Genomic DNA, 25,985 nt, shown 5'->3' with positions numbered 1-25,985 from the left:
AAATTCAGGTATTTTTTCCCGCTAAGCTCGAAATATGTGGCATAACTCTCTATAATGCGCGCCGTTATTAATTGCTCTGGTTTTACGTTCCAGATCGCATAGGAGATAGAAATCATGTCAAACATAGTCGTTTGTGCCCTTTATAAATTCGTTGAACTTCCCCATTACGAATCCCTTCGTGAACCTTTATTGAGTGTCTTAGAAGACAATGCCGTGCGTGGTACCTTGCTGTTGGCCAGCGAAGGTATTAATGGCACTGTTGCTGGCAGTCGTGAAGGCATTGATGCCATGCTGGCTTGGTTGGACCAACAACCCGGCTTGGAAAATATTGTGTATAAAGAGTCTTACGACCAAGACATGCCGTTTTACCGTACCAAGGTAAAACTGAAAAAAGAAATCGTTACCATGGGCGTAGAGGGCATTGACCCCAAGCGTGTGGTGGGGACTTATGTGAAGCCACAAGATTGGAATGAGTTGATTTCAGACCCTGATGTGGTTTTGGTGGATACGCGTAACGATTACGAAGTGCAAATCGGTACCTTTAAAAATGCGGTCAATCCTAAAACCGAAACTTTTCGTGAGTTTCCTGCTTATGTCGCTGAAAACATGGATCCCAAAAAGCAGAAAAAAGTGGCCATGTTCTGTACCGGTGGAATTCGTTGTGAGAAATCCACGGCCTATATGTTGGAGCAAGGTTTTGAAGAGGTGTATCACTTGGAAGGTGGCATTCTTAAGTATCTAGAAGAAGTGCCAAAAGAAGACACCATGTGGGAAGGTGAGTGTTTCGTTTTTGATAATCGTGTGTCGGTCAATCACGATCTAGAGAAGGGTGAGTACGATCAATGTCACGCTTGTCGTATGCCGATTACCGAAGAAGAGAAGCAAGATGAGCGTTATCAGCAAGGCGTCAGTTGTGTACATTGTTTTGATAAGTACACAGATGAACAACGTCAGCGTTTTATAGAGCGTGAGCGCCAAGTGCAATTGGCTCGTCAGCGTGGTGAAGAGCACATAGGGGCCGATGTATTGGATGCGGTAGAAAAGCATCGTCAGGAAAAGGTGGCAGAAAAAGAGCGTCAACGTAAGGTTCGTGCTGCCAAGCAGGCAAATGCTTAAATATCACGTTTGTTGTTTACTCAAGGCTTACTGATTCGGTAGGCCTTTTGTTTAAAGAACCACCTATTCGTATCATCTTTACTGCAAACAATTGATATTTAAGCAAAGTTAAGCGAATGAAAAATACTCATCCGAGCTTTCTTTCGCGTTTCAGTGGTTTCCCAATGGCGTTGACTGCCGTACAATGAAAAATCGCTTTCTAATAGCCAGAATTCAAAATGAGTTATCAAGTTTTAGCACGTAAGTGGCGCCCCCAGACCTTCCTTGAAATGGCGGGGCAAGACCATGTTCTTCAAGCTTTGGTGAACGCTTTGCGACAGCAGCGTTTGCACCATGCTTATTTGTTTACGGGTACGCGTGGTGTGGGCAAAACTACCATTGCTCGTATCTTCGCAAAGTGCTTAAACTGTGAGACCAATGGTATTTCACCCGAGCCTTGCGGAAGCTGTGACAGTTGTCGAGAAATTGCTGAAGGTCGCTTTGTTGACTTGATCGAAGTGGATGCGGCGTCTCGAACTAAAGTCGAAGACACTCGTGAGCTATTAGAAAATGTTCAATATGCACCAACCCGTGGGCGCTTTAAAGTCTATCTGATAGACGAGGTGCACATGTTGTCTACTCATTCTTTCAACGCTTTATTGAAGACCTTGGAAGAGCCACCCGAACATGTGAAATTTTTGCTTGCCACCACGGATCCACAAAAGCTTCCAGTGACCATTCTGTCACGCTGTTTGCAGTTTAACTTGAAGAATATGTCACCACAGCGCGTGGTAGATTATTTGCAAACGGTATTGACCAGTGAACAAATCTCCTTTGATCAGCCTGCACTTTGGCAAATAGGCCAAGCAGCCAATGGCAGTATGCGTGATGCCTTAAGTTTAACGGATCAGGCCATTGCGTTTGGTGACGGTGGCATTTCAGAGGCTGGTGTGACTGCCATGTTGGGCTTGGTGAATCAGGCGCAAATACTGGATTTATTGGCGTCAGTTGCCGCAAAAAATGCCGCTCAGGTGTTATCACGTATAGAAGCTTTGGCCGATTATCAACCGGATTTTTCTGCCATTTGTGGCAGCTTGTTGGATTCCTTACATCGTGTGGCGATTGAGCAGCAAGTACCGGGTGCCTTAGCAGATCAAGTTGGCGATTTGGCGCGCATTCAACACTTGGCGCAAAGCATTCATCCGGAAGAAATTCAGGTGATGTATCAAAGCTTGCTGATTGGTCGCCGTGACCTGCATTTGGCATATTCTGCTCGTGCGGGATTTGAAATGTTGATGTTGCGCTTGATTGCCTTTCGCCCTGCGCCACCTATGACGGTGAGTCATGAGGCACCGCCTACAGAAACTTTTGCTGCAGAAAGCATCGCAGCAGAAAACATCACGGCAGAAAAAAAAACACCTGACGAAACTGAGTTGAGTTCAGCGACGATAAGGTCAGCCTCGGTTACACCTGAGTCCGCTGTATCTACACCACTTGCATCAGTAAAAGCGGCTCCTGAAGAGACTCAAATAAAGGACAGTCAATCAGAGATTGTCTCAAACAAGACTCAGCCTGACGCCGAGCGTCCACCTTGGGAGCCGTCAGCCGAAGAAGAGCCTTCCGCTGAAAAAGAGCCTTTAGCGGTAACCGAAGAAGAAGTATCGGCTGAGCCTGCTCATGTCCCTGAGGCCTCTACCCCTGAAATAATCGTCCCTGAAACAATCGTCCCTGAAACAAGTGTATCCGCAACGAAAGCACAAGAGGCTCAGCAAGAGCCAGTCACTTCTGCTCGAGTTGAATCCTTATTGGAAACATCACACAGTTTGAATCACGTGGTCGACGAGGATGAGGAAGAAGACGAAGAAGAAGCGGAAGAACGTGCCATTGCTGATGTGGAAGATCCGTTTAATCCCGCGGCGGATTTGGTTGAGGCTCTGGTAACTGAAACGGAAGCAAACGCCACACAAGATGAGAGAGAACAAGCGGCGGATTCGCCTTTAGCACAAGTGCCAGACACCATAGCGCAACCCGCTTTGGCTATGCCATTGCCGCCCTTGAATCATTATAATGAGCTGACCATGCAAACCTGGTGGCTGGTGGCGCCACGTTTGCCTTTAACAGGCTTGGTGCAAAACATCTTAATGAATTCCAGTATGGTGGACGCCAGTGATCAGGGTATTCGTTTGCAGGTGCCATTGGAATATGGCCACATGCTGAACCAAGTTCGTTATGAACAAATTCAACAGGCGCTGAGTGATTTTTTTGCCATGCCAGTGCCTTTGATAATTGATACTGTGGAGGATACCGAAGGGGTAACCGCAGAAGAATTTGCCGCCAGTAAGCGGGCAGAAGCCCTACAGGTGGCAATTGAACATTTGAATTCACATCCAGTTGTGCAAGCCTTATCGTCCGCGATGGGCGCACAATTGGTCTATGATTCGGTAAAAGTTAAAGCTTAATTTGGAGACAAAACTATGTTTAAAGGTGGAATGGGTAACATGATGCGCCAAGCGCAGAAAATGCAGGAAAACATGCAAAAGGCCCAAGAAGAAATTGCCAACATGGAAGTAGAAGGCCAAGCGGGTGCGGGTCTGGTGAAAGTAGTGATGACAGGCCGTCACGATGTGAAGCGCGTGTCCATTGATGACTCTTTGTTTGAGGACGACAAAGAAATGTTGGAAGACCTGATTGCCGCAGCCGTCAACGATGCGGTACGCAACATAGAGCAAAATCAGAAAGAAAAAATGGAAGCGGCAACCGCAGGTATGTCTCTACCACCCGGTTTCAAAATGCCTTTCTAGGAGCCGACATCTTGTTTAGTCCGCTGATTTCACAATTGATTGAGTCCTTGCGCTGTTTGCCCGGTGTCGGCCCGCGTTCGGCACAGAAAATGGCCTTGTATCTTTTAGAGCGTGATCATCAAGGCGCCGACAAGCTTGCGCTAGCACTTCGTGATGCTTTGGACAAAGTAGGGCGTTGTAGCAGTTGTCGTACTTTGACGGAAGAGTCAGAGTGCGAAATCTGTCAAGACTCAGAGCGTGATGCGACACGCTTGTGTATTGTTGAAACCCCTGCTGATGTGGTCGCCATTGAATCCGCGGGAGCCTATCGGGGGCGTTACTTTGTGCTGCTCGGACATTTGTCCCCCATTGATGGTATTGGCCCAGAAGAATTAGGTTTAGACCGTCTTGAAGACTTGGTGGTGAAAAATCAGGTGGAAGAAGCCATTATTGCCACCAACTCGACGGTAGAAGGTGAGGCGACTTGTCATTACATCGCCGAGAAATTAAAAGCATTGAACATTAACGTCAGTCGTATTGCTCATGGGGTGCCAATGGGCGGCGAGCTGGAATACGTTGATGGCAATACTCTGGCGTTAGCGTTAGAGGGACGGAAGACACTCTAAAATGAATGATCTCGAAGAGACATTAAATATTGTTTGGGTTGAGGATAATGTCTCCTTGGCCAGTTGGTGTGACTATTGGGCGCAATTGCCTGTTATTGCTGTGGACACGGAATTCATTCGCCGTACCACCTATTTCCCTATCACAGGTTTGATTCAAATCAGCGAAGGGGAGAAAGCGGTACTGATCGATCCGCTGGGTATAGACGATTGGTCACCATTGAAAGCCTTGATGGTAAACCCGTCGGTGATGAAGGTGTTTCATGCCTGCTCTGAAGATTTGGACGTGTTTGATCGTTTGTTGGGTGTCTTGCCGAGCCCCTTCTACGATACGCAAGTGGGGGAAGCTTATGTCAGTGCACAATGGTCATTAAGTTATGTGAAGCTGATTCACGAATACTTGCGCATTGAAGTGGCCAAAGATGAGACGCGCTCGGATTGGACGCAGCGACCGCTTACCGATGCTCAAAAACGCTACGCCGCATTGGATGTGGTGTATTTAGCCAAAGTCTATCCGCTGCAAGTGGCGCGTTTGCAAGACAAGAAAATGCTTGAATGGGTCATGGAAGATTGTGAATCTTTAAAATGGCAGTTCCAGCTCAATGCCGATCCTGAGCAAAACTGGCAAGGCGTCAAGACAGCTTGGCGTCTCTCACCACAAAGTTTGACACTGTTACGTTTGTTGTTTATCTGGCGTGATGAGCAAGCTCGACAAGAAAACGTGCCAAAAGGTCAGATTTTGAAAGATCGCACCTTGTGGGCTTTGGCGAAAAGCATGCCGACGCACCACAAAGCCATGTCCAATGCGGAAGAGATGACGGGCCGTCAGCAACGATTGTACGGTGATACTATTCTGGAGAAGGTGGCCATCGTCAAACAGTTATCAACGGATGAGTTTCAGCAAGCTTTGGAAGCCCCTTTGCCTTCACAGGCTGGGGAATTGACCAAAGCGGTAAAAGCCTACGTGAGAGGTCGTGCAGAGACCTTAGGCATCGCCCCTGAAGCCATGATGAAGCGTAAGTTGCTGGATCCCATAGTGCGTCATTTGTTTGATGGTTCTGCTATGGATTGGCAGAATCCAGCCATGACAGGTTGGCGACAAGACGTCATTGTGAAGCCCATTTTAGAAAAGTTTAAAAATGCCAATTGAGTTGCCTAAGCAACCAAGAGAAAATCATGAAAGAGCCATTAATTATTGAAATATTTCGCTCCTCAAAGCGCGATGAAATGTATATTTACGTAGAGAAGGCAAGCGGTTTGTCAAAAGTGCCTGAGGATTTAATGGTGCGCTTTGGCAAAGGCATCAGCGCCATGACCATGCTGTTAACACCTGAAAAGAAATTGGCTCGCGCCGAGGCACAAACTGTCATTGATGCCATTCGTGAGCAAGGCTTTTATTTGCAATTGCCTCCTGCGAAAGACGATTACTTGTTGGATCTATACAAAACGCCGACTGAGGCTGTTTACTAGTTATGATCGCAAAGCGTTACGAGCCTTTTTGGAAGACAGTGCCGTTGGAAAAAATGTCTTCTGAGCAATGGGAATCCATTTGCGATGGGTGTGGCAAATGCTGTTTGCAAAAGTTGCAGGACGAAGACACGGAAGAAGTATATTACACTAATCTTTCGTGTCATCAGTTGAATGTAAGTAGTTGTCAGTGCAAGGTTTACGAAACAAGACAGACTATTGTGCCAAGTTGTATTACGCTGACACCAGATCAGATTGATGAGTTTCACTGGCTGCCAGACACATGCAGTTATCGTGTGTTGCATGAAACCAAGGAGTTGCCTAACTGGCATCCTTTGCGTGTCGGTAGCAACAAAGAAATGCTCCGTCAGGGGCTGACTGTTCAACACTATGCTGTTAATGAAAATACGGTAGATGAAGAAGACTGGGACACTCATATTATCAAATGGGTGCACGGTATGCCGGAGCCTTATGACTTGAGTTAGGCCACCATATGGTTCGATGACAGCAGTGTGATTAAAGGAGTTCAGCGTTTTGAAATGGTTGAAAATACGTGCTCTGTTGTTATTGGTTTGGTTGGGCTTAGCAACGCCTGTTGTCTATGCTGACGCGCAATTTCGTGTGATAGTCGATGCCTCTGGTAGTATGTTGATCAGTGACCCGGATAAACTGACCTCAGAGGCGTTACGCCTTATTTCCAATCTTGCTCCGGATGAAAAAGCCACCTTGGGCATTTGGCTGTTTGGTGAAGCGCCACGTGTGTTAGTACCAGAAGCGCCAGTCAATGCACAAACCAAAGCGCGGGTAGCCAATTACGTCAATAGCTATGTTACACAAGACGTTAAAACTGATCTGGAAGCCATTATAAAACTCTTGTTAGAAACACCGGATTCTGGTGATTTAGAACCGGGTTTTGATCGTCATTGGATTCTCGTGACTGATGGCATGGTGGACATCAGCTTAGACGAAGCGGAAAACAAAGCCTCCCGTGAACGTATTCTGAATGATTTAGTGCAGCAACTTGAATCACTTGATATTCATTTGCACACCATTTCCATGACGGGCTACACAGACAAATTGTTGCTCGAAAACTTGTCGCTGCGAACCAACGCCACCCACACCGAAGTAGCGGTGCCGCAAGATTTGCTGGACACCTTTGAGCGCATATTCTCACAAGCCTCACCCTCTGATGAATTGCCATTTGAAGGGGATCAGTTTGTGGTGGATGAGGCGATTAATGAGCTGACCTTGGTGGTGTTCCATGAAAAAGGTGAGCAACCAGAAGTGATTTTGCCGGATAATACTGTGTTGCCTCTGGTGGGAGGAGAAAAAGTAGCTGTGTCGGCAGCAGATCATTACACCCTCATCAGTGTGCAAGACCCTATGGCTGGTATTTGGCAAGTGAAGAATGTGGATTTGTCTCGAAGCAGCGTCCGTGTGATAACGGATCTGGGGGCACAAGCCACCAAGATTGCCCCAGTAATTTTTGTCAATGAACCCATCTTTTCTTCTATTGGCTTATTCCAAGACGGAGTGTTGGTACAAGATCCCCAGATATTGGACTTGTTGAAGGTTGAACAGACCTTGTATCGCCTGAATGGCGAGCAAAAAGAACCTATTGTAGGTTACGATTTGAAGATGACCAACAACCAATTCAAAGTGCGTTTGGAAGGTATTTCTGAGCCGGGTAATTATGAATTGGTTAGCTCGGTGGATGGACAAACCTTCCAGCGTCAGCTCAGTCAATTTTTTACCCTGTATCCGGCGATTGTCTTTTCCGGTTCAACACCAAGTGATGACATGGTGGCCTTAACCGCCAAACCTGTGAACTTGAAATTGAATTTGTTGCGCTCTAGCGTGATGTTGGAATTCATTGAACAGGATGGCTCGCAGCGTCGTGAAGAGATGCCGTTAATTGGTCAGGGGTATTGGGAGAAAGTCATGCCGATTTCCCCTGACGATCATTTATTGGTGCAAGCAACATTGCTTGGCGTGACACAAGCCGGGTTACGTTTTGAATACACCACGCCGCAATGGCATCTCGACCGTCATGGAGAGGCGAAGGCCAATGTGTCGCAAGAGGGGCAGTCTGGTTTGCCGAGTTTATTGGTGACGCCAACCAACTCGGAAAATCGTGAAGCCATGGCGGTCGCTGTGGCTCCCGTGGTGTCCGTGGTGGAAGACGACGATGAGCAAGTAGAAGGGGGGAGTGACAATATTGCCGAGGAAAACACGGAGCAAACTGCCTCTGACGAAGATTTGCTGGCGGCGTTGGAAGACGATGCTGAGCAAATGACGTCCACCGATTGGATGTTATACGCTGCGTTAAATCTAGGTGGTTTTGCCATTATAGCGGGTGGCGTAATCTTGTATCGTCGTATCCGTAAATCTAAACATAATTGAAAGAGAGTGAAGATAAACCAAGATGTGTGAATTGTTAGGCATGAGTGCCAACGTGCCGACGGATATTTGTTTTAGTTTTTCGGGTTTGCGTGCCCGTGGTGGCCGTACTGGTCCCCATAAAGACGGTTGGGGTATGGCCATGTATCGAGACGGGGATGTCTGGGCCATTCATGACCCAAGACCCAGTGCCGATTCCGATATGGCCGAAGTGATGAGTCAAACTTCACTCAAATGTGACATTGTTATCACCCACATTCGTCAGGCCAATGTGGGCCAAGTCTGCTTACTCAATACCCACCCTTTTAGCCGCTTGTTATGGGGAAAGACCTGGTCTTATGCCCATAATGGACAATTGGAAAAGGCGCACGAATTAGCAATCGACAAAACCCATCCATTAGGCAATACAGACTCAGAGCGGGCTTTTTGTTGGATTATCGAACAACTGCAAAAGCGTTTTGACGAGGTGGAGCCGGATCTGCAAAGTCTAGCTTGTACCTTGTCTGCATTGGCGTCGCAATTAAAAGAGCGCGGTGTGTTTAACATGATGCTGTCGGATGGCCAACGACTCTATTGCTTTTGTACCACCAAATTGCATTGGATTACCCGTCGTGCGCCATTCAAAAAAGCCAGTCTTTCTGATGAAGATGTCATCGTGGATTTCAAAGAAGTGACCACAGACAAAGATGTGGTTACCGTGATTGCGACACAACCTTTGACACAGGATGAAACCTGGCAACAAATGCAGGAAGGCGAATTGTGTGTGTTTGATGGTGGCGAAGTGGTGGCGCAGATTTATGCACAACAGAGTGACGCAGTTTGAGTTTTAAACATCATGAACAAAGGCAAGCCCCCTGTTTGAAAGGATTCAAACAGGGGGCTTGCTGTTGTGCAATTGATGGGTTTATTGCACTAACTCATTGTCACTGAATTCGCCTTCAAACAGGGCGGTTGATAAGTAACGCTCGCCGGAATCAGGCAATACCACCACGATTTTTTTGTCTTGATAAGCCGCTTGCTGGTTTAAGCGTTCTGCGGCAACCACCGCGGCCCCACAAGAAATACCGCATAAAATGCCTTCTTCGCGCATCAAGCGTTTGGCCATGGCAATGGCGTCTTCGTTGCTTACTTGTTCTACCAAGTCGACCACAGATAGGTCTAGGTTTTTCGGCACAAAGCCTGCGCCAATGCCTTGAATCTTGTGTGGCGCAGGGGTTGGTGTTTCGCCATTTAGGGTTTGGGTGATCACGGGGGAACTGGTGGGTTCTACTGCCACACTGGTAATGGCTTTGCCTTGGGTATGTTTGATGTAGCGACTGACGCCAGTAATGGTACCGCCTGTGCCGACTCCCGCGACAAATACATCAATGTCTCCGTTGGTGTCTTGCCAGATTTCTGGGCCAGTGGTTTGTTCATGGATTTCTGGATTCGCCGGATTTTCAAATTGCTGCATCAACACAAACTTGTCGTCTTGGGCAATTTCCTGTGCTTTTTCAATGGCCCCTTTCATGCCCTTGGCTGGCTCCGTCAATACAATGTTGGCCCCTAAGGATTTCATTACTTGGCGACGTTCTAAACTCATACTGGATGGCATGGTGATGGTAATAGGGTAACCGCGAGAGGCGGCCACAAAACACAAGGCAATCCCAGTGTTGCCACTGGACGGTTCAACGATGGATTTGCCCTTAGTCAACAAGCCTTTCTTTTCCGCGTCCCAAATCATGTTGGCGCCAATGCGACATTTTACCGAAAAGGCTGGGTTACGTGCTTCCAACTTGGCGTAAATATTGCCATTACCAATGCGGTTCAAACGAACCAAAGGGGTATTGCCTATGGTGAGAGAGTTGTCTTCGAATACTTGATGAGACATAGCATTATCCTTTTTGTTTTGTTGAATTGAGAAGTGCTGCTGGTGTCGAAATCCTTAAGTAAGCGGTTTAGCACTGCTTCACTATAACCTCTTCATAGGGATTAATGTTAGAATTTGCAACTATATCGATAGAATGAGTGCGCCTTTCATTTTCTTTGCGTACTCAATACACCTAATCAATTAGGAAATCTGTTTGGACACCATGCAAAATCATCTTGTGATGACCAAAGATCGTCATCGTATTAGTCGTAAGCAAGAGCAAATAGACAAGCGTCAAAAAGACGGGTTGCCGTTCGATAAATTGACCAAAGAGTTAGCCGACTTAGTGGCGCAATCTCGTCAAGGTTATGAGGCTCGTTTGGCTGCCATGCCAAACGTCCGTTACGATGAAAGTCTTCCGGTGGCGGCGCGAGCCGATGAAATCATCCAGGCCATTGAAGCACATCAAGTGGTCATCATCGCGGGTGAGACAGGGTCGGGAAAAACCACTCAATTACCGAAAATGTGTTTGCAGGCAGGCCGTGGTCAAGCTGGGTTGATTGGTCACACGCAACCACGACGCCTTGCAGCGCGCAGCGTCGCAGAACGCATCAGTGATGAACTGCAGGTTGAACTGGGTGAACAGGTGGGTTTTCAGGTTCGTTTTAGTGACGAAAGCAGCGACAACACCCTGATTAAATTGATGACAGACGGTATTTTGTTGGCCGAAATTCAGCAAGACAAACGTCTTTATCAATACGACACCATCATCATAGACGAAGCCCACGAACGCAGCTTGAACATTGACTTTTTGTTGGGCTATCTTAAACAAGTGTTGGCGGTGCGCCCAGATTTAAAAGTGATCGTCACCTCGGCCACTATAGATGTGGAACGTTTTTCCAAGCACTTTGATGATGCGCCTATTATTGAAGTCTCTGGCCGAACCTATCCGGTGGAAATTCGTTATCAGCCCTTATTGAGCAAAGCCGATTCCGAGTTGGACGAAGATCAAAGCATGGAGCAGGGCATCTTGGATGCGGTGGAGTGGTTAATTGCCGAAGAAAAAGACTCAGGCTATCGCGGTGCGGGTGATATTTTGGTGTTCCTGCCGGGGGAACGAGAAATCCGTGAAACCGCAGACCTTTTACGCCGTGCTGATTTGCGTTCTACCGAAGTCTTGCCCTTATACGCAAGACTGACCGCCAGCGAGCAGCAACGCATCTTCAAGCCCCATTCAGGACGACGTATTGTATTGTCTACTAACGTGGCGGAAACGTCTTTGACTGTTCCTGGCATTCGTTATGTGATTGATCCGGGTTTAGCGCGCATCAGTCGTTACAGTGTGCGTTCCAAAGTTCAGCAGTTACCCATCGAGAAAATCAGTCAAGCCAGTGCCAATCAAAGGGCAGGACGTTGTGGTCGTGTTGCGGAAGGGATTTGTATTCGTTTATACGATGAAGCGGATTTTAACAATCGTCCTGAGTTTACCGATCCGGAAATTTTCCGTACCAATTTGGCCTCAGTCATTTTGCAAATGGCGAATCTGAGATTGGGCGCGGTAGAACAATTCCCCTTCGTGGAAATGCCAGAAAAACGCATGATCAACGACGGTTATCGTGCTCTGACAGAGTTAGGCGCCTTGAAAAAAGATCGTTTAACGCCGATTGGTCGCCAGTTAGCCAAATTGCCAATTGATCCTAAATTAGGTCGTATTCTGATTGCTGCCGAGAGATATGGTGTCTTGTCTGATGTATCTATTATTGTCAGTGCTTTGTCCATCGCTGACCCAAGAGAGCGTCCGCAAGATAAGAAAACCCAGTCGGATCAAGCGCACGCGCAAGACAAGGACGAAGACTCGGACTTTGCCGTTTTTCTCAACCTTTGGGAGCGATTTGAAACCCAGCGCCAAGCCCTATCGCAAAATCAATTACGCCAATTCTGTCGTAAGCAGTTTTTAAACTTCATGCGCATGCGCGAATGGCGAGACATACATCGCCAAATTATGATCGCTTGTAAGCAACTGGGTTTCAAAGACAAAGCCAGTCACACCCGTAATTACGAAGCCATTCACCGGGCTTTGTTGGCTGGTTTGTTTACCCAGGTGGCCAACAAGATGGACGACAGCAAAGACATGTTGGGCTGTCGTTCTCGTAAGCTGTCTATCTTTCCAGGGTCCATGTTATTTAAAAAGCCACCTCAATGGGTGATGGCGGCTGAGCTGGTGGAAACCAGCAAGCTTTATGCCCGTGTGGTGGCGCGCATTGATCCAGCTTGGATTGAAGAATACGCAGGGCCTTTTGTGAAGCGTCAGTATCTGGATCCGCACTTTGAGCGCAATCAAGGCCGTGTTATGGCCAATGAACAAGTGTCCTTATATGGCTTAATCATAGTGCCTAAGCGCCGTGTGGATTATGGTCATGTGCAACCGGAAGAGGCGCGGGAAATCTTCATTCGAGCGGGCTTAGTGGAAGGAGAGTTACGCACTAAGCTGGCGTTTTATCGTCACAACAAAGCCCTAATTGACGACTTGGAAACCCAGGAAGCCAAGCTGAGAAAACGCGATATCTTGGTCGATGACGAAGCCGTGTTCCAATTTTATGATCAGCGTCTGCCTGACAATGTGCGCAATCTGAAAAGCCTTGAGCACTTTATCAAAACCCACCCCGATGCCTTGTTAATGAGCAAAGCGGATCTGATCAATCAGCAGGTGGCGGTGGATGACATGGCCTTTCCTGATTCTTTTGCTTTAAATGGCGTGGCCCTGCCTATTGATTATAAATTTGAGCCGGGTAAAACCACGGATGGCGCGACCCTTAAAGTGCCTGTGGGCTTATTACGCCAGTTGAGTATTGAGGATTTGGGTTGGGCAGTGCCGGGTTACATCAAAGAACGTTGTGAGGCTTTAATTCGTGCTTTGCCGAAAGTACTGCGTCGTCGCTTTGTACCGATTCCTCAGTTTGTGGATCGTATTTACCCTAATTTATCGAAAGAAAAAGGGGATTTACTGGAGCAACTGAGCTTGCAGATTAAGCGCGAAACCCTGATCGACATTCCCTTAAACGAATGGAATGCTGACAAACTGGATGCGCATTTGACACTCAACTTAGCTGTGGTGGATGAGCGTGGTAAGGTATTAGGTCAGGGGAAAGATCTGGCGCAATTACAACGTCAGTTTAGTGATCTGGTAGAAGAAAGTTTTGCTAAATTTGGCACCAAGGCCCATGAAGAGGAAGGACTCACCGAATGGCCAGAGCAGGGTATTGCAGAACGTCAAGAAATCAAGCAAGCAGGCATTAAGGTGACGGCCTTTCCTGCGCTGGTGTCGCAGGGTGACACTGTGGCATTGAAAATGTTTGATGATCAAAGCACGGCCATTGAAGCCCATCGTAAGGGCGTGATTACCTTGCTCAAGCTGACCTTGAACAAGGAAGTGCGCTACTTGAAAAAGAATTTGCCTAAGCTCAAAGAGTCCATGCTGATTTTCGCTCCATTGGGGCCGAAAGAATCTTTGTTGGAGGATTTGCTGGACGCCATTCTGGATAAAGTGTTTTTGGATCAACGTCCTTTGCCTCGCCAGAAGCATGAGTTTGTTGAGCGTGTGGCCGACAACAAAGGCAATTTGATTGCCCTAGCCAATGACATGGCGGAGCAGTTGTATCGTGTCTTGTCTTCTTATCAAGGCGTCGCCAAGCGTATGAAAGGCAATATTCCTTTGCCTTGGACACGCATTTACGGTGACATTCAGTTCCAGCTTGGACAACTTATTTACCCTGGCTTTATTGGCAATACGCCACTCTATTGGCTAGGGCAATTGCCGCGTTATTTCAAAGGCATTGAAGTGCGCTTGGAACGCTTTCAAAACCACTTAAACAAAGAAAATCAGTTTGTCACAGAGCTTGAAGGCCTATGGCAAACTTATGCAAAACAGAAAAAGGCCCATGATGAGAAAGCCTTGTATGATCCCGAACTCATGAAATACCGTTGGATGTTAGAAGAGTATCGGATTTCATTATTTGCGCAATCGGTCGGAACATTGGAGCCCATTTCGGCAAAACGCCTTGCCAAACAATGGCAAGAAGTCAAAAAATTAGTGTCATAAAAATTGGCTAGAATGTAGTCTTTGGCCTGTATTTTCATCGGTAGGAATGAAACATGCTTAATCGTATCAATGTGTTGGTGTTTGGTTGTTTGTTATTGCTTAGCCAATCAATATGGGCGGCGACAGAGGAAGATCCATGGGAAGGCTTTAATCGTGCCATGTTCAGCTTTAATGACGCGGTAGATGGGGCGGTTTTAAAGCCTCTTGCTAAGGGCTATAAAGCGGTGACGCCGAATCCTGTACAGAAAGGTGTGAGCAACTTCTTCTCGAATTTAGGGGAGATTGGCAATATCGCCAATAATTTGTTGCAAGGAAAATGGGATCAAACCGCATCCTCCACGTGGCGTTTCATCATCAACAGTACCGCGGGTTGGTTTGGTATTTTTGATGTTGCCAGTGAAATGGGCCTAAAAAAATACGATGAAGACTTTGGACAAACACTCGCCTATTGGGGGGTGTCTTCTGGGCCTTATTTGGTGTTGCCTTTCTTTGGACCATCGACGGTGCGTGACGGTGCCGGTCTTGCGGTGGATTTGACTTACGATGATGGCGTCAGTCTGTTGGATGTGAATTCGGATGAAGAAACGGGTTTATTCGCGATCGACATAGTGAAAACACGAGCCGGACTACTGAGCGCTGAGTCGCTTATCATTGGTGACCGCTACAGTTTCATTCGTGATATCTACTTACAAAATCGTGAATTTGAAATTTACGATGGTCAGGTTCCTGAGCAATCCTCTCAAGCCAAGCCGGACAGTGATTCAGGTGACAGTTGGGGTGACGATTCTGGCGATAGCTGGGGAGATGACTCTGGCGATAGCTGGGGCGACGATTCAACAGATAGCTGGGGTGACGACAGCAGCGAGTCCTAATAAAAGTTGATACTGCAGAGATTGGAAAATGGATAGCATGTTAGGGCATTGCGTCACAGGCTCTTTCGTGTTGTTGCATTGACTTTTTAGCCTTCATCCAAGTCAGCGGAAAAATCAGTTTAGCCAATCTCTCGCCGCTTGGTTGATGGCGACAATGGCTGGGTTGGTTAAACGGCGCTGTGTCGAAATGGCGTAAAAAGACTGTCGAATATCATTGGTAACCCCCACTAATTCAACATCAAATTGCTTGGCCACCTCTTGGCTAATCGCAGAGGGAATACCAAACACACCCACGCCAGCTTGGCCAAAGGCTTTCATTAAGGCACTGTCATCAAACTCTCCGGCTATTTTGGGCTGCAGTTGATGCTTGTCCAACCATTGAAAAAGTGGGTTATGCAGACTCGAAGCATCACTGGGGATTAACATGGGAGCGCCTGTTAAACAGGATGGAAATTCCCCAACCAGTTGCGCCATTAAGGATGGCGATGCCATAAAGGAAATACCGCATTTTCCCAGTTTATGATTAAAGCCTCGCACGCCAATATTCTCAGGGATTGGGCCATCGGCAATAATAAGATCCAGCTTATGCAAAGCCAGTCTGCTCAGCAGATTGGGCAGGCTATCTTCCTTGCAGACGATTCGAACTGGGTAATCGAGATTCAGCGCTGGCTTGATCAGGCGATAAGCGATGGATTTTGGCACCGCATCGGCAATGCCTATCTGTAAGAACTGGGTCTGATCCTGCTCTTTGCCCTTCATGTTTTGTTCTAATTCTCCGCCTAAGGCGAAGATGTCATCCGCATAACCAAGTGCCATTCGCCCCATGTCTGTGAGTTGCAGTCGGCGGCCTACTTTTTCAAATAAAGTCGTACCCAATTGATCTTCCAGTAAGTGTATTTGTCCACTGATGGTTTGCGGGGTTATGTGTAAAATCTTACTGGCTTTATTAATGCTACCTTGTTTGGCGACGACCCAAAAATAATGTAGGTGCTTGAAATTAATCATGAAAAATACCTCGAAAAAATCTGATATTCAATAATTATAATTCGATTATAACTTCATTTATTGCTTATGTAGACTGAGTATTCAACTTTACTTATCCAACATTAGGATATGGGAGAGAAAAATGAATATTAAAGTACAGTCACGCCGTTTGAGGCTTACCAAAGAGCTTAAAAACTACGTTAAGCGTCGCATCGGTTTCGCCCTTAACGCTCGATTTAATCGAATTAAGCGTGTCGTAGTGACCTTATCGGATGTTAATGGACCGAAAGGTGGGGAAGACAAACGCTGTCAAGTGTTTGTTCAACTGGATGGAAAGCAAGACGTTATTGTTGATCATAAACAAACGAGTTTGCAGGCGGCGATCGACATTGCCGCTGATAAAGTCAGTCGCACCGTGTCTAAGCGAATTGAGCGATTGCAGCACAAAGCCAGTCGCATTAAATCGCGATTACGTCGAGTTAAGGCTCAGCAAGGAGAGTCTAAAGACACTATTAGGGACGATCTAGAAGACTACGAATACGAAGATTATGCGGCTTACTATTAATTTGCTTGAATAAAAAGTAGAGCAAAATAAAGGAGAGCGCATAAAAGGAGAACGAATAAAAAGTGCAGGGTAAAAACGCCCACCCTTTATCGGGGTGGGCGTTTTGCTATTTTTTGCGAGATAAGATTTTTATAGACTATGTTTTAAGGACTTGTTTTTAAGAGCTGTGTTTTTAAGAACAGCTTTAAGATGGTTCTAGGGCTGAATTGTGACTTTCAGTAACTTACCTGAGTCGGTGCCCAAATAGAGTACGCCATTTGAATCTTGCGCGATGGAACGTAAACGTTCATTCAAGTCTTCCAGATATCGCGTTTCCTTAGTGCTCCCATCTTGCTCAATATGAATTTTATTGAGATGACGCAGTGCTAAAGCGGTGGATAAAAAGTCGCCATTCCAGTTGGAGAATAAGCGTCCTTGGTACTTAATCATGCTGCTGGGTGCGATAGAAGGAATGTAGACTTTTATCGGGTTATCAATGCCGTCTTTTTCAGTGCCTTCGCCGACACTAATGGGGCCCCAATATTCTTTACCATGGGAGACAATTGGCCAGCCATAATTGGCACCGGGACGGATAAGATTAATTTCGTCGCCACCACGTGGCCCATGTTCATTGGACCAAAGAGTATGTGTGTCTCGGTCATAGAATAATCCTTGCGGGTTGCGATGCCCATAACTCCAGATTTCATTACGAATATTGGCGTGAGACACAAAGGGGTTGTCTGCAGGGACGCTGCCATCCAGATTAAGACGAATAATGCTGCCAGCGTGATTTTGTAAGTTTTGTGCGCTTTTACGCACACCACGGTCGCCAATGCTAAAGAACACATGTTGCTGGTCGTCAAAGGCTATACGTCCGCCATAATGCTTACTGGTGTCGGTGGCGGAATCACTAACCAATAAGTCTTGCCAATTGGTTAGCTGAGTGCCTTCCAGTTTGGCTCTTGCCAGTGTGGTCACTGAGCCTTTTTCCGTCGATTTGGAATAAGTAAAATACAACCAGTTATTGTCTAAGGAAGCATGCGCAGCAAGGTCGTCCGGTAATTTAGCCACATCCAATAGACCACCTTGGCCACGGCTATCGACTTTTGGCAGATTACTCAAGGCTTGTTTCTCACCCGTAGAAAGGTTGACCTTATAAGCTTCACCTTGCTTAATGGTCACAATAGCAAATTGGTCATTAAGCAAGCTAATGCCCCAAGGAATGCCGTCGAATTCGGCAACTTGCGAAACATTAAGTGGCTTATCATCATTATTTTCTTGCAGGTTGTCTGCATAAAGATTAATGGATAATAAGCTGATAAATAGAATGATCCAATTTTGCATTTGGCCCCCCTGATATTTTCCGTTCAGTATAGAGAAAATAGTCAAATAAACCGCGGCTGAAAAGTGATTTCCTCTACTATTACTGATTGCTTACCCAGTTTGAAGAAGTGTTCAGTACTCTGTGCTTAATCGAGCCAATATGCTAACAATGGATTAATATTTGTGCAATTTAGCCAAAATAACGTTCGCCTTGTGCAACATTGCATGTCACCACGGCATTGGCGGCTATGATGGCATCATCGCCTATTTCCACACCAGGTAACAGCTTAGCGCCACCGCCAATCCACACTCTATTACCGACCTTAATAGGCCGAGCCACACATTCACCAGTCGCTCTTTGTGCGGCAGCTCGTGGATGATCCACCGTATAAAAATGTGCCGCTGGGCCAATCAATACCTGATCACCAATATAAATGGGAGCACTGTCGAGCATCACGCAATGGAAATTGATGTAGACGTTTTTACCCAAATGAATTTGACCGCCATAGTCACATTGAAAACCGGGCTCAATGACGGCCTGTGTGGATTGGGCGAATAAACGAGTAATGTGACGAAGGTTGCCTTTGCTGGGATGAGCCGTGTATTTTGCGCAGGCGAGGCGGGCGGCTTCGCGCTTTAGTCTCAACTCGTTATCCAGACTATTGAACGCCTGTCCTGAGATCATTTTCTCAAATTCCGTCATCGCTTTACTCTGTCATGGTTTATCGTCATGGTTTGTCGAAACGACTATAGGGAACATCATGGATGGATGGCAAGCCGTTATGGGGAAACACAAAAAACGCGACCTAAGTCGCGTTTCGCATTTTATCGTCTTTTTTTCAACAAAGACGGTTTTTACAGTAAAGAAGATTTTACTGCAAAGACAGCTTTACAACATAGATGACAAGGTGTCTTCTAATTTGCGCTGATCAACCGCGAAGTTGCGAATGCCTTCAGACAATTTTTCCGTTGCCATGGCATCTTCGTTCATTGCCCAGCGGAATTCTGCTTCCGTGATGGCTGCAGGTGCTGGTGTGACTTCAGTGGCTGGCACCAATTTACGCTCAAGAGTGCCTTCGTCTTTCTTCAATTCGTCTAACAAGGCTGGGCTGATGGTTAGGCGGTCGCAACCAGCAAGCTGCTCAATCTCACCAATGTTACGGAAGCTGGCACCCATTACCACTGTTTTGTAGCCGTGTTGCTTGTAGTAGTTGTAGATTTCCGTCACCGACAAGACACCCGGATCGGTTTCTGCCGTGTAATCTTGACCAGTCGATTTTTTGTACCAATCAAGGATACGACCAACGAAAGGCGAAATTAGGTAAACACCGGCTTCGGCACAGGCTTGTGCTTGAGCGAATGAGAACAGCAGGGTCAGGTTACAATTGATGCCTTCTTTTTCCAATTCTTCTGCCGCCTTGATGCCTTCCCAAGTCGACGCCGCTTTTATCAATACACGGTCACGTGATACACCGGCTTCTTCATATAGGGCGATCAGCTTACGGGCTTTCGCCAGTGTGGCGTCTTTATCAAAAGACAAACGCGCATCCACTTCAGTGGAAATGCGACCCGGTACGTATTTCAGAATCTCACAGCCAACAATCACCGCAAGCTTGTCGCCCGCGTCTAGGATTTGTTGTGCTTTGTCGTCGCTTTGTGTTTTCGCCCACGCCACCGCTTGCTCTAGGAAAGGCGCGTATTCAGGAATTTGAGCGGCTTTTAGCATTAGGGAAGGGTTGGTTGTCGCGTCTTCTGGCAAAAAGTCTTTGATTGCCGTGATGTCACCCGTATCGGCTACAATGGTCGTAAACTCTTTTAATTGAGATAACTTGTTGCTCATTGCTCTTATCCTTTGTGTTGATGTTGTTTGACCAATTCAATGGCCTCTAATAATACGTTAACCTGTGCGTCAGCTTTATGACCCTTTTCCGATAGGTAGCGACGGAACTGTTTACCGCCTGCTTGGCCTTGGAAAATGCCCAAAATGTGTCGCGTCATGTGCAGTAAACGCTCGCCTTTCGCTAACCTTGTTTCCACATAAGGAACAAAGGCGGCTAAGGCCTCAAAGCGATCACTCACCATAGGGGCGTTACCATAGATGACTTGATCCACTTGGCTCAATAACCAAGGATTGTGGTACGCTTCACGGCCCATCATCACACCGTCTACTTTTTGCAGATGTGTTTGGCTTTCCTCTAGGGTTTTAATGCCACCGTTAATGATGATTTCAAGGTCTGGAAAATCGTCTTTTAACTGATGAACATAATGATACTTAAGTGGCGGAATCTCACGATTCTCCTTCGGACTCAAACCCTGCAAAATGGCATTACGGGCATGCACGATAAAAGTCTTCACTCCCGTGGTGGCCATGTCACCGACAAAGTCGCGCACCACACTGTAATCTTGCTGATCGTCCAAACCAATGCGATGCTTAATGGTGACAGGAATGTTACAGGCGTCTTGCATGGCTTTCATGGCGTCTTTGACTTTGTCTGGATGGGCCATCAAACAGGCGCCAATCAAACTGTTTTGCACCCTATCACTTGGGCAGCCAACGTTTAAATTCACCTCATCGTAACCAAATTGCTCGGCCATTGCCGCGCATTGACCTAATTCTTTGGCATTTGATCCGCCCAGTTGCAAGGCAATAGGGTGCTCACATTCATCATAGTGCAAAAAACGTTCGGGATGATGGCCATGTAACAAAGCACCAGAGGTCACCATTTCCGTGTACAGCAAGGTGTTCTTGGTTAAGGTGCGTGCAAACACCCGATAATCGGACGTTGTCCAATCCATCATGGGCGCAACTGAGAAGCGTCTATCCAGTGTATCCTTTGTATTAGCTGACTTCTCGTCAGCCTTAAGTCTCGTGTCTAATTGCATTCAATCAATGTCGTAGTGGAAAAATGGCGCTGAAACACAAACCCTCAACGCCATGATAAATGAGTGTCGTTATTATGTCATAAAATTACAGGATGGGGATACGGGGAGCCTGGTATAAAGTGTGGAATTGAAATTTTCTTTCTGGGATGCGCGGTGAGAAGAGAGTAGGACTGGACAAACGCTAAATGCACACCCATTCGAGAGAACAGATGAAGAGAGCATTAAGTATTTGGCAAAAATGGATAGTTAGTTGAACATTATTTTGTGTTTCAGAGGATGAAAAATGTTTCTTATTATCAATTATTTTAGACTTATTTGAGGTTCCTGTGTGAAAATATAGTGTTGAATATGCTTATTACCTCATTTAATTTTTTGTTAATTTTGATCGATAAATCGAATTTTTAAGTGATAGCATTGTTAAGAATAGCATCCATGACAGCAAAGCAAAAATTTGCCGTGCCGTTAGTAATGGTTTCATAGCTTTAGTTCAAAAAGTATTTGAAAAAAAGACGCATAAAAGTAACAGAAATCTGAAAGGGGAAGGATGACTTCAATCATTGCGTATGCAGTGCTCAAAAATATTATTATGACTCATTGTTTTCAAGAGCAATCAAGACAGTTTACCCGAATTAAAAAGATGTTATTACGTGGTTTAAAACATTAATAATTAATAAGGAATTTAAATAATGGTAAGGTTTTTTTTAATATTTTCATTTTTAATGATTTTGTCAGGATGTGCGGCTTTTCTCCCTTCAAAACCGATGGAAAAAGATGGTTTTTATGTCGTTGAGGAAGTGTCTGAAAAAGGTATAACGAAGAACGCCTATCATTTTATTGATGGTAAAAGGGTCCGACAACTTAACGGAATAAAAAAATCAAAAGTGGAGTTATTAGAATGGTTCAACTCAGAGCCTACGTTCACTATGAACTACTTGTCTCCGTCAAATAATAAAGTTCATACATACCACAATGGTGATGGTTTTAGTAGCCATGGCTCAATTCCGTTAGATTCATCAGGAATGGTTAAGAATAGTATTTTTTATCAGGTAGTTGACGGAAAAATTGTTTCAGAAAAAAAATCATTACCCTCTAAAGATGAGAAAAATTTTAAAGTCTTTAGTAATGACGCTAAACTTCTTTTTAGTGGTGAATATACTCAGGTTAAAGAGGTAGAAAAAGGTTATTACCTATTGGTGTCGAATGATGTTTCCAAAATAGTCGATGACAAGGGGCACTCGGTAAGTGAAGATTACAAGTGGATTGGAAGTGATATTTTAAATTCGAAACACTTCATGGCTTACAATGGCGAGAGTTTTTGTGTTATTTCCACTAAAGGAAAAGTTGAAATTCCCTGCTCTTATTCTGATATGATAGAGTTTAAGGGAAATCGCTATGCTGTACCTGATGGTGAAAATCAGAAGTTAATAGATTTGAATGGAAATGTATTAGTTGTAATAAAAGAAGGGAAATTTGATTATAACCAACCTGCCTATAACGTTTTTTCAATTCGGAAGAATAATAGTAAAATTAGACAGTTTTGGTCAGCTTCAACTGAAGAATATTTAGACTTTGAAGCAACAAGATTTTTCCGATTTCCTGGGCTTGAGCACTTATGGAAAGTTAAAACAGATAAAGGTTTTCTAGTTTTTGATGAAGAAGGAAAGCTTCAGTTAGATGCTTATGTTAAGTCTGCATTCCTCCATCAAGGTCATTTTATAGCAACAGATTATAATAATTATTCAATCATACTTGATCTTGATAGCTCAATTCGATCAAAGCCTATATTTGGTGAGATTGATCTTATCAGAACTTATTCTGATGATAAAGAAGATAAACTTTTTCATTTGAAATCAACAGAAGGCAATAGTGGGTTAATTGACTCAAATGGACGGATGATTTTAAAAGGTGACTTTAGTAATGTGAGCTATTTTGGGTATGGTGTTTATGGACTGAATTCTGGTTATAAAAAACCTGTTTATTTATTTACTGAAAAAAATGGACTTTTGGACTTAAAAGCACTTAGTTTTGATAAATTCAGTGATTCAGTTCTGACTGTTAGAACCAAGGAATATATTTATGGTTTATGGGATTTTAAAAAAAATAGTTGGGTTTTAGAGCCTTCTGAATATTCATATATTGCATCCAATAATAGTGATTTTGGTGTTTACTCTATAGGTTATGGTCTTGACAGCCGGTCTGGTTTTATTACGAAAGATGGTGTGGAGTTAACAGCGGCTAATTATGAAGGTAGCCTAAGAGCTACCTTCAATAAAGGTGTGAATATTTCTGATGGTGATATTACCGTATATGAGTTACCAAGTGCTAAGAAAATCCTAGAGACAGAAGGTCGAAGCGTCGAAATTAATGACTATGGGAGTATACTTGTTTATTAGGGACGCCGACATTAGGGAGTAGGAAAAATAGCATTTAATGGAGTATGTTCAGTAAAAGATTAGGGATTGAATACCACGACCAATGTTATTCACGGTACAGAGATTGCCTTGTGTAATACTTTGAAGACAAGCGAGCAACGCTTTTCGTCGCGTTCATGGCTCTAGGTGCTTAGTTGTTTTTTGGGAAATTATTGATCACCAAAAGCCATGAATGTTCCTAATAGACTCTAATTTATTGTTATTTATTGACAATTTTTGGGGATTCCTCAGGGCTTGAGCCCCTTAATTGCTTTTAGGAGCATAGATTAAGTGAAAGTGGTAGATCACAGTCCAGCGGCATGGTTTCTCTTGGAGCACGACGACGAATACTATATCGATGTTAACTGTAATAGTAGTTTCATGGGGTTCTCTGTTCTAGTTCAGCTAAATGGCTCTGAGAAAATGCATTATAATAATCAGGGCGTTAAATATATAAAGGATTTGGCAGAGGTCATTGCAGAGAAATCTGATTTAAACCATCTAAGAAATATCACAAATAAGGAGCTCCTGAATGCTGCACACGATTCAATAATGTCTTGGAAGCAGGCACAAACATAAGCTTGGTGTCAGATGAATAATAGTTTGATTTTTTACCTGACCCCAATGTTTCAAAAGTTTTTAATTTCCATCTGACATTAATAGATTCAAACCAAACGCCAAGGCGCCAGCGTACACCTAGAATTCCCAGGTAACCCCAAACTCGTTGCCGAAGGCATCCTCACCCTAAACGACACCTTCCCTGCCGAAATGCGCGGCAACTGGAGCATCGATAAAGTCACCGCCCGATACGACAACAAAGTAGGGTATCGGTGTATGGTTGTGGCGAGTGAAGTGGTTTGAGGGATTTTATTTGCAGAAGGTGTGAAAGTACTTAATATCAAATTGTCCACTTCCTCATTTCTGGTCAATAAATTGGAAATCCTGTCTATAGCAAAAAGGCTCATTGTGAATCCTGATCTGGTAAAGACATAAAAACTGCTTTAGCATCAACGAACTATATAGATATTTTGAGTAGAAAATTAAGGCTGTTATTTAGATTAATAAAAATGAAAAGGAGGTCATTGATGCCGTTATATCCAACAAGCCCGAAAGGGGTCTCTGTTGATGTAAATATGAATATGATCAGGGCTAAGTTTGGAAAAATAGTTGGTCCCATAGATTATTATTGGTTTTATCAGCAGGTAAGAAATAAGGGGCCATGGGACTCTAAGGAAGGTGCGAATAAGTCTTCTGAACATCAGTCTTATCAGAGAAACGGCCTATCAAGGCAAGAGTGAGCAGGAATGTTAATACCTTTCAATCACTCTTAACACAGAGAGGGCGTTTCTCTGAAAGACCCGAAGGGCGTGGTCTAAGCTCTCTTTATTCTTTGTTAAGCTTCTTGCCAATATACTTATATTGGACAGCGAAACTTGCCTCGAATAAAAGAGAGTTATCCACACGCTGAAGTCAGTGGACTTGTTCGTACCTTCCTTAAGCAAATCGGTCCTTTTGAGCACTTTGGTAATTTTCATTATGGAGCCGTAGGTTACGCTGGCGGCATTTCTGAAAATACACTGTTGCGTGGGGCGGGATGTGCTCAAATGCGATCCGGCACTTCTTCTGAGAGCTTTGGTAGCTGTTGGGGAGAAGAGCCCTATGGTGATGACCCTGAAGACCAATATTATATTTCTCTAGGTATCGAATATGCAAAAAGTAAAGGCTATTAGTCTGGTTGTGCTAGGTTTTCTTCTTGCGTATGCAAGCTCAAAGTTTTTCGAGCCTGAAACAAATTTAGATAAACAAATATTAAATGTGTCAATGTCGACTTCATTGTCTGTCGTTGGTTTTAGAAATAATAGTGGCAATGCTACGGTAGGTTATCACTATAATTTTTATATAAAGTCAGATGGAGTAGAGCTATCTACACCCTTTTTAGTTTCAGACACTCCTAACGTTGAAGTTAACGTTGAAGATGTTAATCACTTATCCATTACCATTTCAGGAAAAGTGTACCAGTTTACGAATGTTGTTTGGGTTAAGGACAATGGACAATTGGCTCCTGTTAAGATTGATTTTATAGCAACCCCTTAATGGATATTACATAACCTTTTTTTCATAGGGTTTTCTAAAACCACCTACGGGTGGTTTTTTGTGCCAGAACAAAACATATTCATTAAAAAAGACCTGTGATTAATCGCCAACATGCCGCCATTGCGATGTTAAAGTGTTTTACTCCAGCCGAACGCAACTTCGTCGACTTCTAAGCAGCAACTTTCAAGCAGTAAAAACAAAGCTCACGAAAGTGAGCTTTAGCTGTTGTTTGGGCTAGTAGGAAACGAGAAAGTCTTTTAGTATCATCGAATATGTAAACGCGAAATACACTGTTAAGCTATTACTATTTAAGGATGATTATGAAATATCTTATTTTTTTATTGACCTCATTGCTCTCTTTTACTTCACAAGCAGGTGCAGGAATTGACATTAGTAGTTTTACAGAAAGATCGAAAGCCGAAATAATAAAATTATACCCTAAAATTATAAAAACAACCTCGTTCTTGTTGACTTAGATGTAAACGTCAAAAGCAAAAAGCTAAATGAAAGCTATTTTGAAATTAGCCTAGTAGATAAAGGACCTTTACACTCGGATGAAAT

General features: G+C 44.6%; 21 protein-coding genes. 15 read left to right on the top strand and 6 right to left on the bottom strand.

Annotated features, from left to right (window positions below):
- Nucleotides 1-114 precede the first annotated feature (114 nt).
- From ABXS85_RS03580 to ABXS85_RS03540, 9 genes are all read left to right on the top strand, one after another.
- Nucleotides 115-1,116, top strand: coding sequence for a rhodanese-related sulfurtransferase (locus ABXS85_RS03580; RefSeq protein ID WP_353668681.1), 1,002 nt, complete (start codon nucleotides 115-117; stop codon nucleotides 1,114-1,116).
- A 218-nt stretch (nucleotides 1,117-1,334) separates the two neighbouring features.
- Entirely contained in the window at nucleotides 1,335-3,554 is a 2,220-nt protein-coding gene (dnaX, locus tag ABXS85_RS03575; RefSeq protein WP_353668680.1) for a DNA polymerase III subunit gamma/tau, read from the top strand.
- A 15-nt stretch (nucleotides 3,555-3,569) separates the two neighbouring features.
- A complete protein-coding gene (locus ABXS85_RS03570) occupies nucleotides 3,570-3,896 on the top strand; it encodes a YbaB/EbfC family nucleoid-associated protein (protein ID WP_353668679.1) in 327 nt (108 codons plus the stop codon).
- Between the two features lie 11 nt (nucleotides 3,897-3,907).
- On the top strand, nucleotides 3,908-4,501 hold the full coding sequence (gene recR / locus ABXS85_RS03565) for a recombination mediator RecR (protein ID WP_353668678.1): 594 nt from the start codon (nucleotides 3,908-3,910) through the stop codon (nucleotides 4,499-4,501).
- Between the two features lies 1 nt (nucleotide 4,502).
- Nucleotides 4,503-5,648, top strand: a complete 1,146-nt coding sequence (rnd, locus tag ABXS85_RS03560; protein WP_353668677.1) for a ribonuclease D — start codon at nucleotides 4,503-4,505, stop codon at nucleotides 5,646-5,648.
- A 26-nt stretch (nucleotides 5,649-5,674) separates the two neighbouring features.
- A complete protein-coding gene (locus ABXS85_RS03555) occupies nucleotides 5,675-5,968 on the top strand; it encodes a YcgL domain-containing protein (protein ID WP_353668676.1) in 294 nt (97 codons plus the stop codon).
- A gap of 2 nt (nucleotides 5,969-5,970) precedes the next feature.
- Nucleotides 5,971-6,450: a YcgN family cysteine cluster protein gene (locus tag ABXS85_RS03550; RefSeq protein WP_353668675.1), complete on the top strand. Its 480-nt coding sequence runs from the start codon at nucleotides 5,971-5,973 to the stop codon at nucleotides 6,448-6,450.
- Nucleotides 6,451-6,499: 49 nt separating this feature from the next.
- Complete coding sequence (locus ABXS85_RS03545; RefSeq protein ID WP_353668674.1) at nucleotides 6,500-8,368, top strand: VWA domain-containing protein; 1,869 nt, start codon at nucleotides 6,500-6,502, stop codon at nucleotides 8,366-8,368.
- Nucleotides 8,369-8,390: 22 nt separating this feature from the next.
- Complete coding sequence (locus ABXS85_RS03540) at nucleotides 8,391-9,188, top strand: class II glutamine amidotransferase (RefSeq protein WP_353668673.1); 798 nt, start codon at nucleotides 8,391-8,393, stop codon at nucleotides 9,186-9,188.
- Between the two features lie 81 nt (nucleotides 9,189-9,269).
- Here ABXS85_RS03540 and cysK read toward each other — a convergent pair whose 3' ends face one another.
- Nucleotides 9,270-10,235, bottom strand: coding sequence for a cysteine synthase A (gene cysK / locus ABXS85_RS03535; protein WP_353668672.1), 966 nt, complete (start codon nucleotides 10,233-10,235; stop codon nucleotides 9,270-9,272).
- A gap of 202 nt (nucleotides 10,236-10,437) precedes the next feature.
- On the opposite strand from cysK, the gene hrpA reads away from it, so the two are divergent.
- A complete protein-coding gene (hrpA, locus tag ABXS85_RS03530) occupies nucleotides 10,438-14,313 on the top strand; it encodes an ATP-dependent RNA helicase HrpA (RefSeq protein ID WP_353669749.1) in 3,876 nt (1,291 codons plus the stop codon).
- Between the two features lie 53 nt (nucleotides 14,314-14,366).
- Complete coding sequence (locus ABXS85_RS03525; RefSeq protein ID WP_353668671.1) at nucleotides 14,367-15,185, top strand: VacJ family lipoprotein; 819 nt, start codon at nucleotides 14,367-14,369, stop codon at nucleotides 15,183-15,185.
- 114 nt (nucleotides 15,186-15,299) lie between these two features.
- Here ABXS85_RS03525 and nhaR read toward each other — a convergent pair whose 3' ends face one another.
- Nucleotides 15,300-16,190 (bottom strand): transcriptional activator NhaR, encoded by an 891-nt coding sequence (nhaR, locus tag ABXS85_RS03520; RefSeq protein WP_353668670.1) that lies wholly within the window; start codon nucleotides 16,188-16,190, stop codon nucleotides 15,300-15,302.
- Nucleotides 16,191-16,311: 121 nt separating this feature from the next.
- On the opposite strand from nhaR, the gene ABXS85_RS03515 reads away from it, so the two are divergent.
- Nucleotides 16,312-16,734 carry an HPF/RaiA family ribosome-associated protein gene (locus tag ABXS85_RS03515; protein WP_353668669.1) on the top strand — a complete coding sequence of 141 codons (423 nt, stop codon included), beginning with the start codon at nucleotides 16,312-16,314 and terminating at the stop codon, nucleotides 16,732-16,734.
- Nucleotides 16,735-16,929: 195 nt separating this feature from the next.
- Here ABXS85_RS03515 and ABXS85_RS03510 read toward each other — a convergent pair whose 3' ends face one another.
- The 4 genes from ABXS85_RS03510 to dusA form a co-directional block, all read right to left on the bottom strand.
- Nucleotides 16,930-18,057, bottom strand: a complete 1,128-nt coding sequence (locus ABXS85_RS03510; protein ID WP_353668668.1) for a PQQ-dependent sugar dehydrogenase — start codon at nucleotides 18,055-18,057, stop codon at nucleotides 16,930-16,932.
- Nucleotides 18,058-18,226: 169 nt separating this feature from the next.
- Nucleotides 18,227-18,739, bottom strand: a complete 513-nt coding sequence (locus ABXS85_RS03505) for a sugar O-acetyltransferase (RefSeq protein ID WP_353668667.1) — start codon at nucleotides 18,737-18,739, stop codon at nucleotides 18,227-18,229.
- Between the two features lie 186 nt (nucleotides 18,740-18,925).
- The gene (tal, locus tag ABXS85_RS03500; RefSeq protein ID WP_353668666.1) at nucleotides 18,926-19,876 is read right to left on the bottom strand and encodes a transaldolase; all 951 of its coding nucleotides are present in this window, start codon (nucleotides 19,874-19,876) and stop codon (nucleotides 18,926-18,928) included.
- Between the two features lie 5 nt (nucleotides 19,877-19,881).
- Nucleotides 19,882-20,919, bottom strand: a complete 1,038-nt coding sequence (gene dusA / locus ABXS85_RS03495; protein ID WP_353668665.1) for a tRNA dihydrouridine(20/20a) synthase DusA — start codon at nucleotides 20,917-20,919, stop codon at nucleotides 19,882-19,884.
- Nucleotides 20,920-21,605: 686 nt separating this feature from the next.
- Between dusA and ABXS85_RS03490 the strand changes: the two genes are divergently transcribed.
- The 3 genes from ABXS85_RS03490 to ABXS85_RS03480 all read left to right on the top strand — a co-directional run bounded on the left by ABXS85_RS03490 (nucleotide 21,606) and on the right by ABXS85_RS03480 (nucleotide 25,424).
- The gene (locus ABXS85_RS03490; protein WP_353668664.1) at nucleotides 21,606-23,312 is read left to right on the top strand and encodes a hypothetical protein; all 1,707 of its coding nucleotides are present in this window, start codon (nucleotides 21,606-21,608) and stop codon (nucleotides 23,310-23,312) included.
- Nucleotides 23,313-24,763: 1,451 nt separating this feature from the next.
- Nucleotides 24,764-25,060, top strand: a complete 297-nt coding sequence (locus ABXS85_RS03485) for a polymorphic toxin type 44 domain-containing protein (protein WP_353668663.1) — start codon at nucleotides 24,764-24,766, stop codon at nucleotides 25,058-25,060.
- Complete coding sequence (locus ABXS85_RS03480; RefSeq protein ID WP_353668662.1) at nucleotides 25,038-25,424, top strand: hypothetical protein; 387 nt, start codon at nucleotides 25,038-25,040, stop codon at nucleotides 25,422-25,424. Before ABXS85_RS03485 ends, ABXS85_RS03480 begins: the two co-directional genes overlap by 23 nt.
- Nucleotides 25,425-25,985: the final 561 nt, after the last annotated feature.

The organism is Marinomonas sp. THO17 (assembly GCF_040436405.1).
Classification (GTDB): Bacteria; Pseudomonadota; Gammaproteobacteria; order Pseudomonadales; family Marinomonadaceae; genus Marinomonas.
Note: the sequence above shows the minus strand (reverse complement) of the source record. Positions and strands in the feature narration are given on the sequence as shown.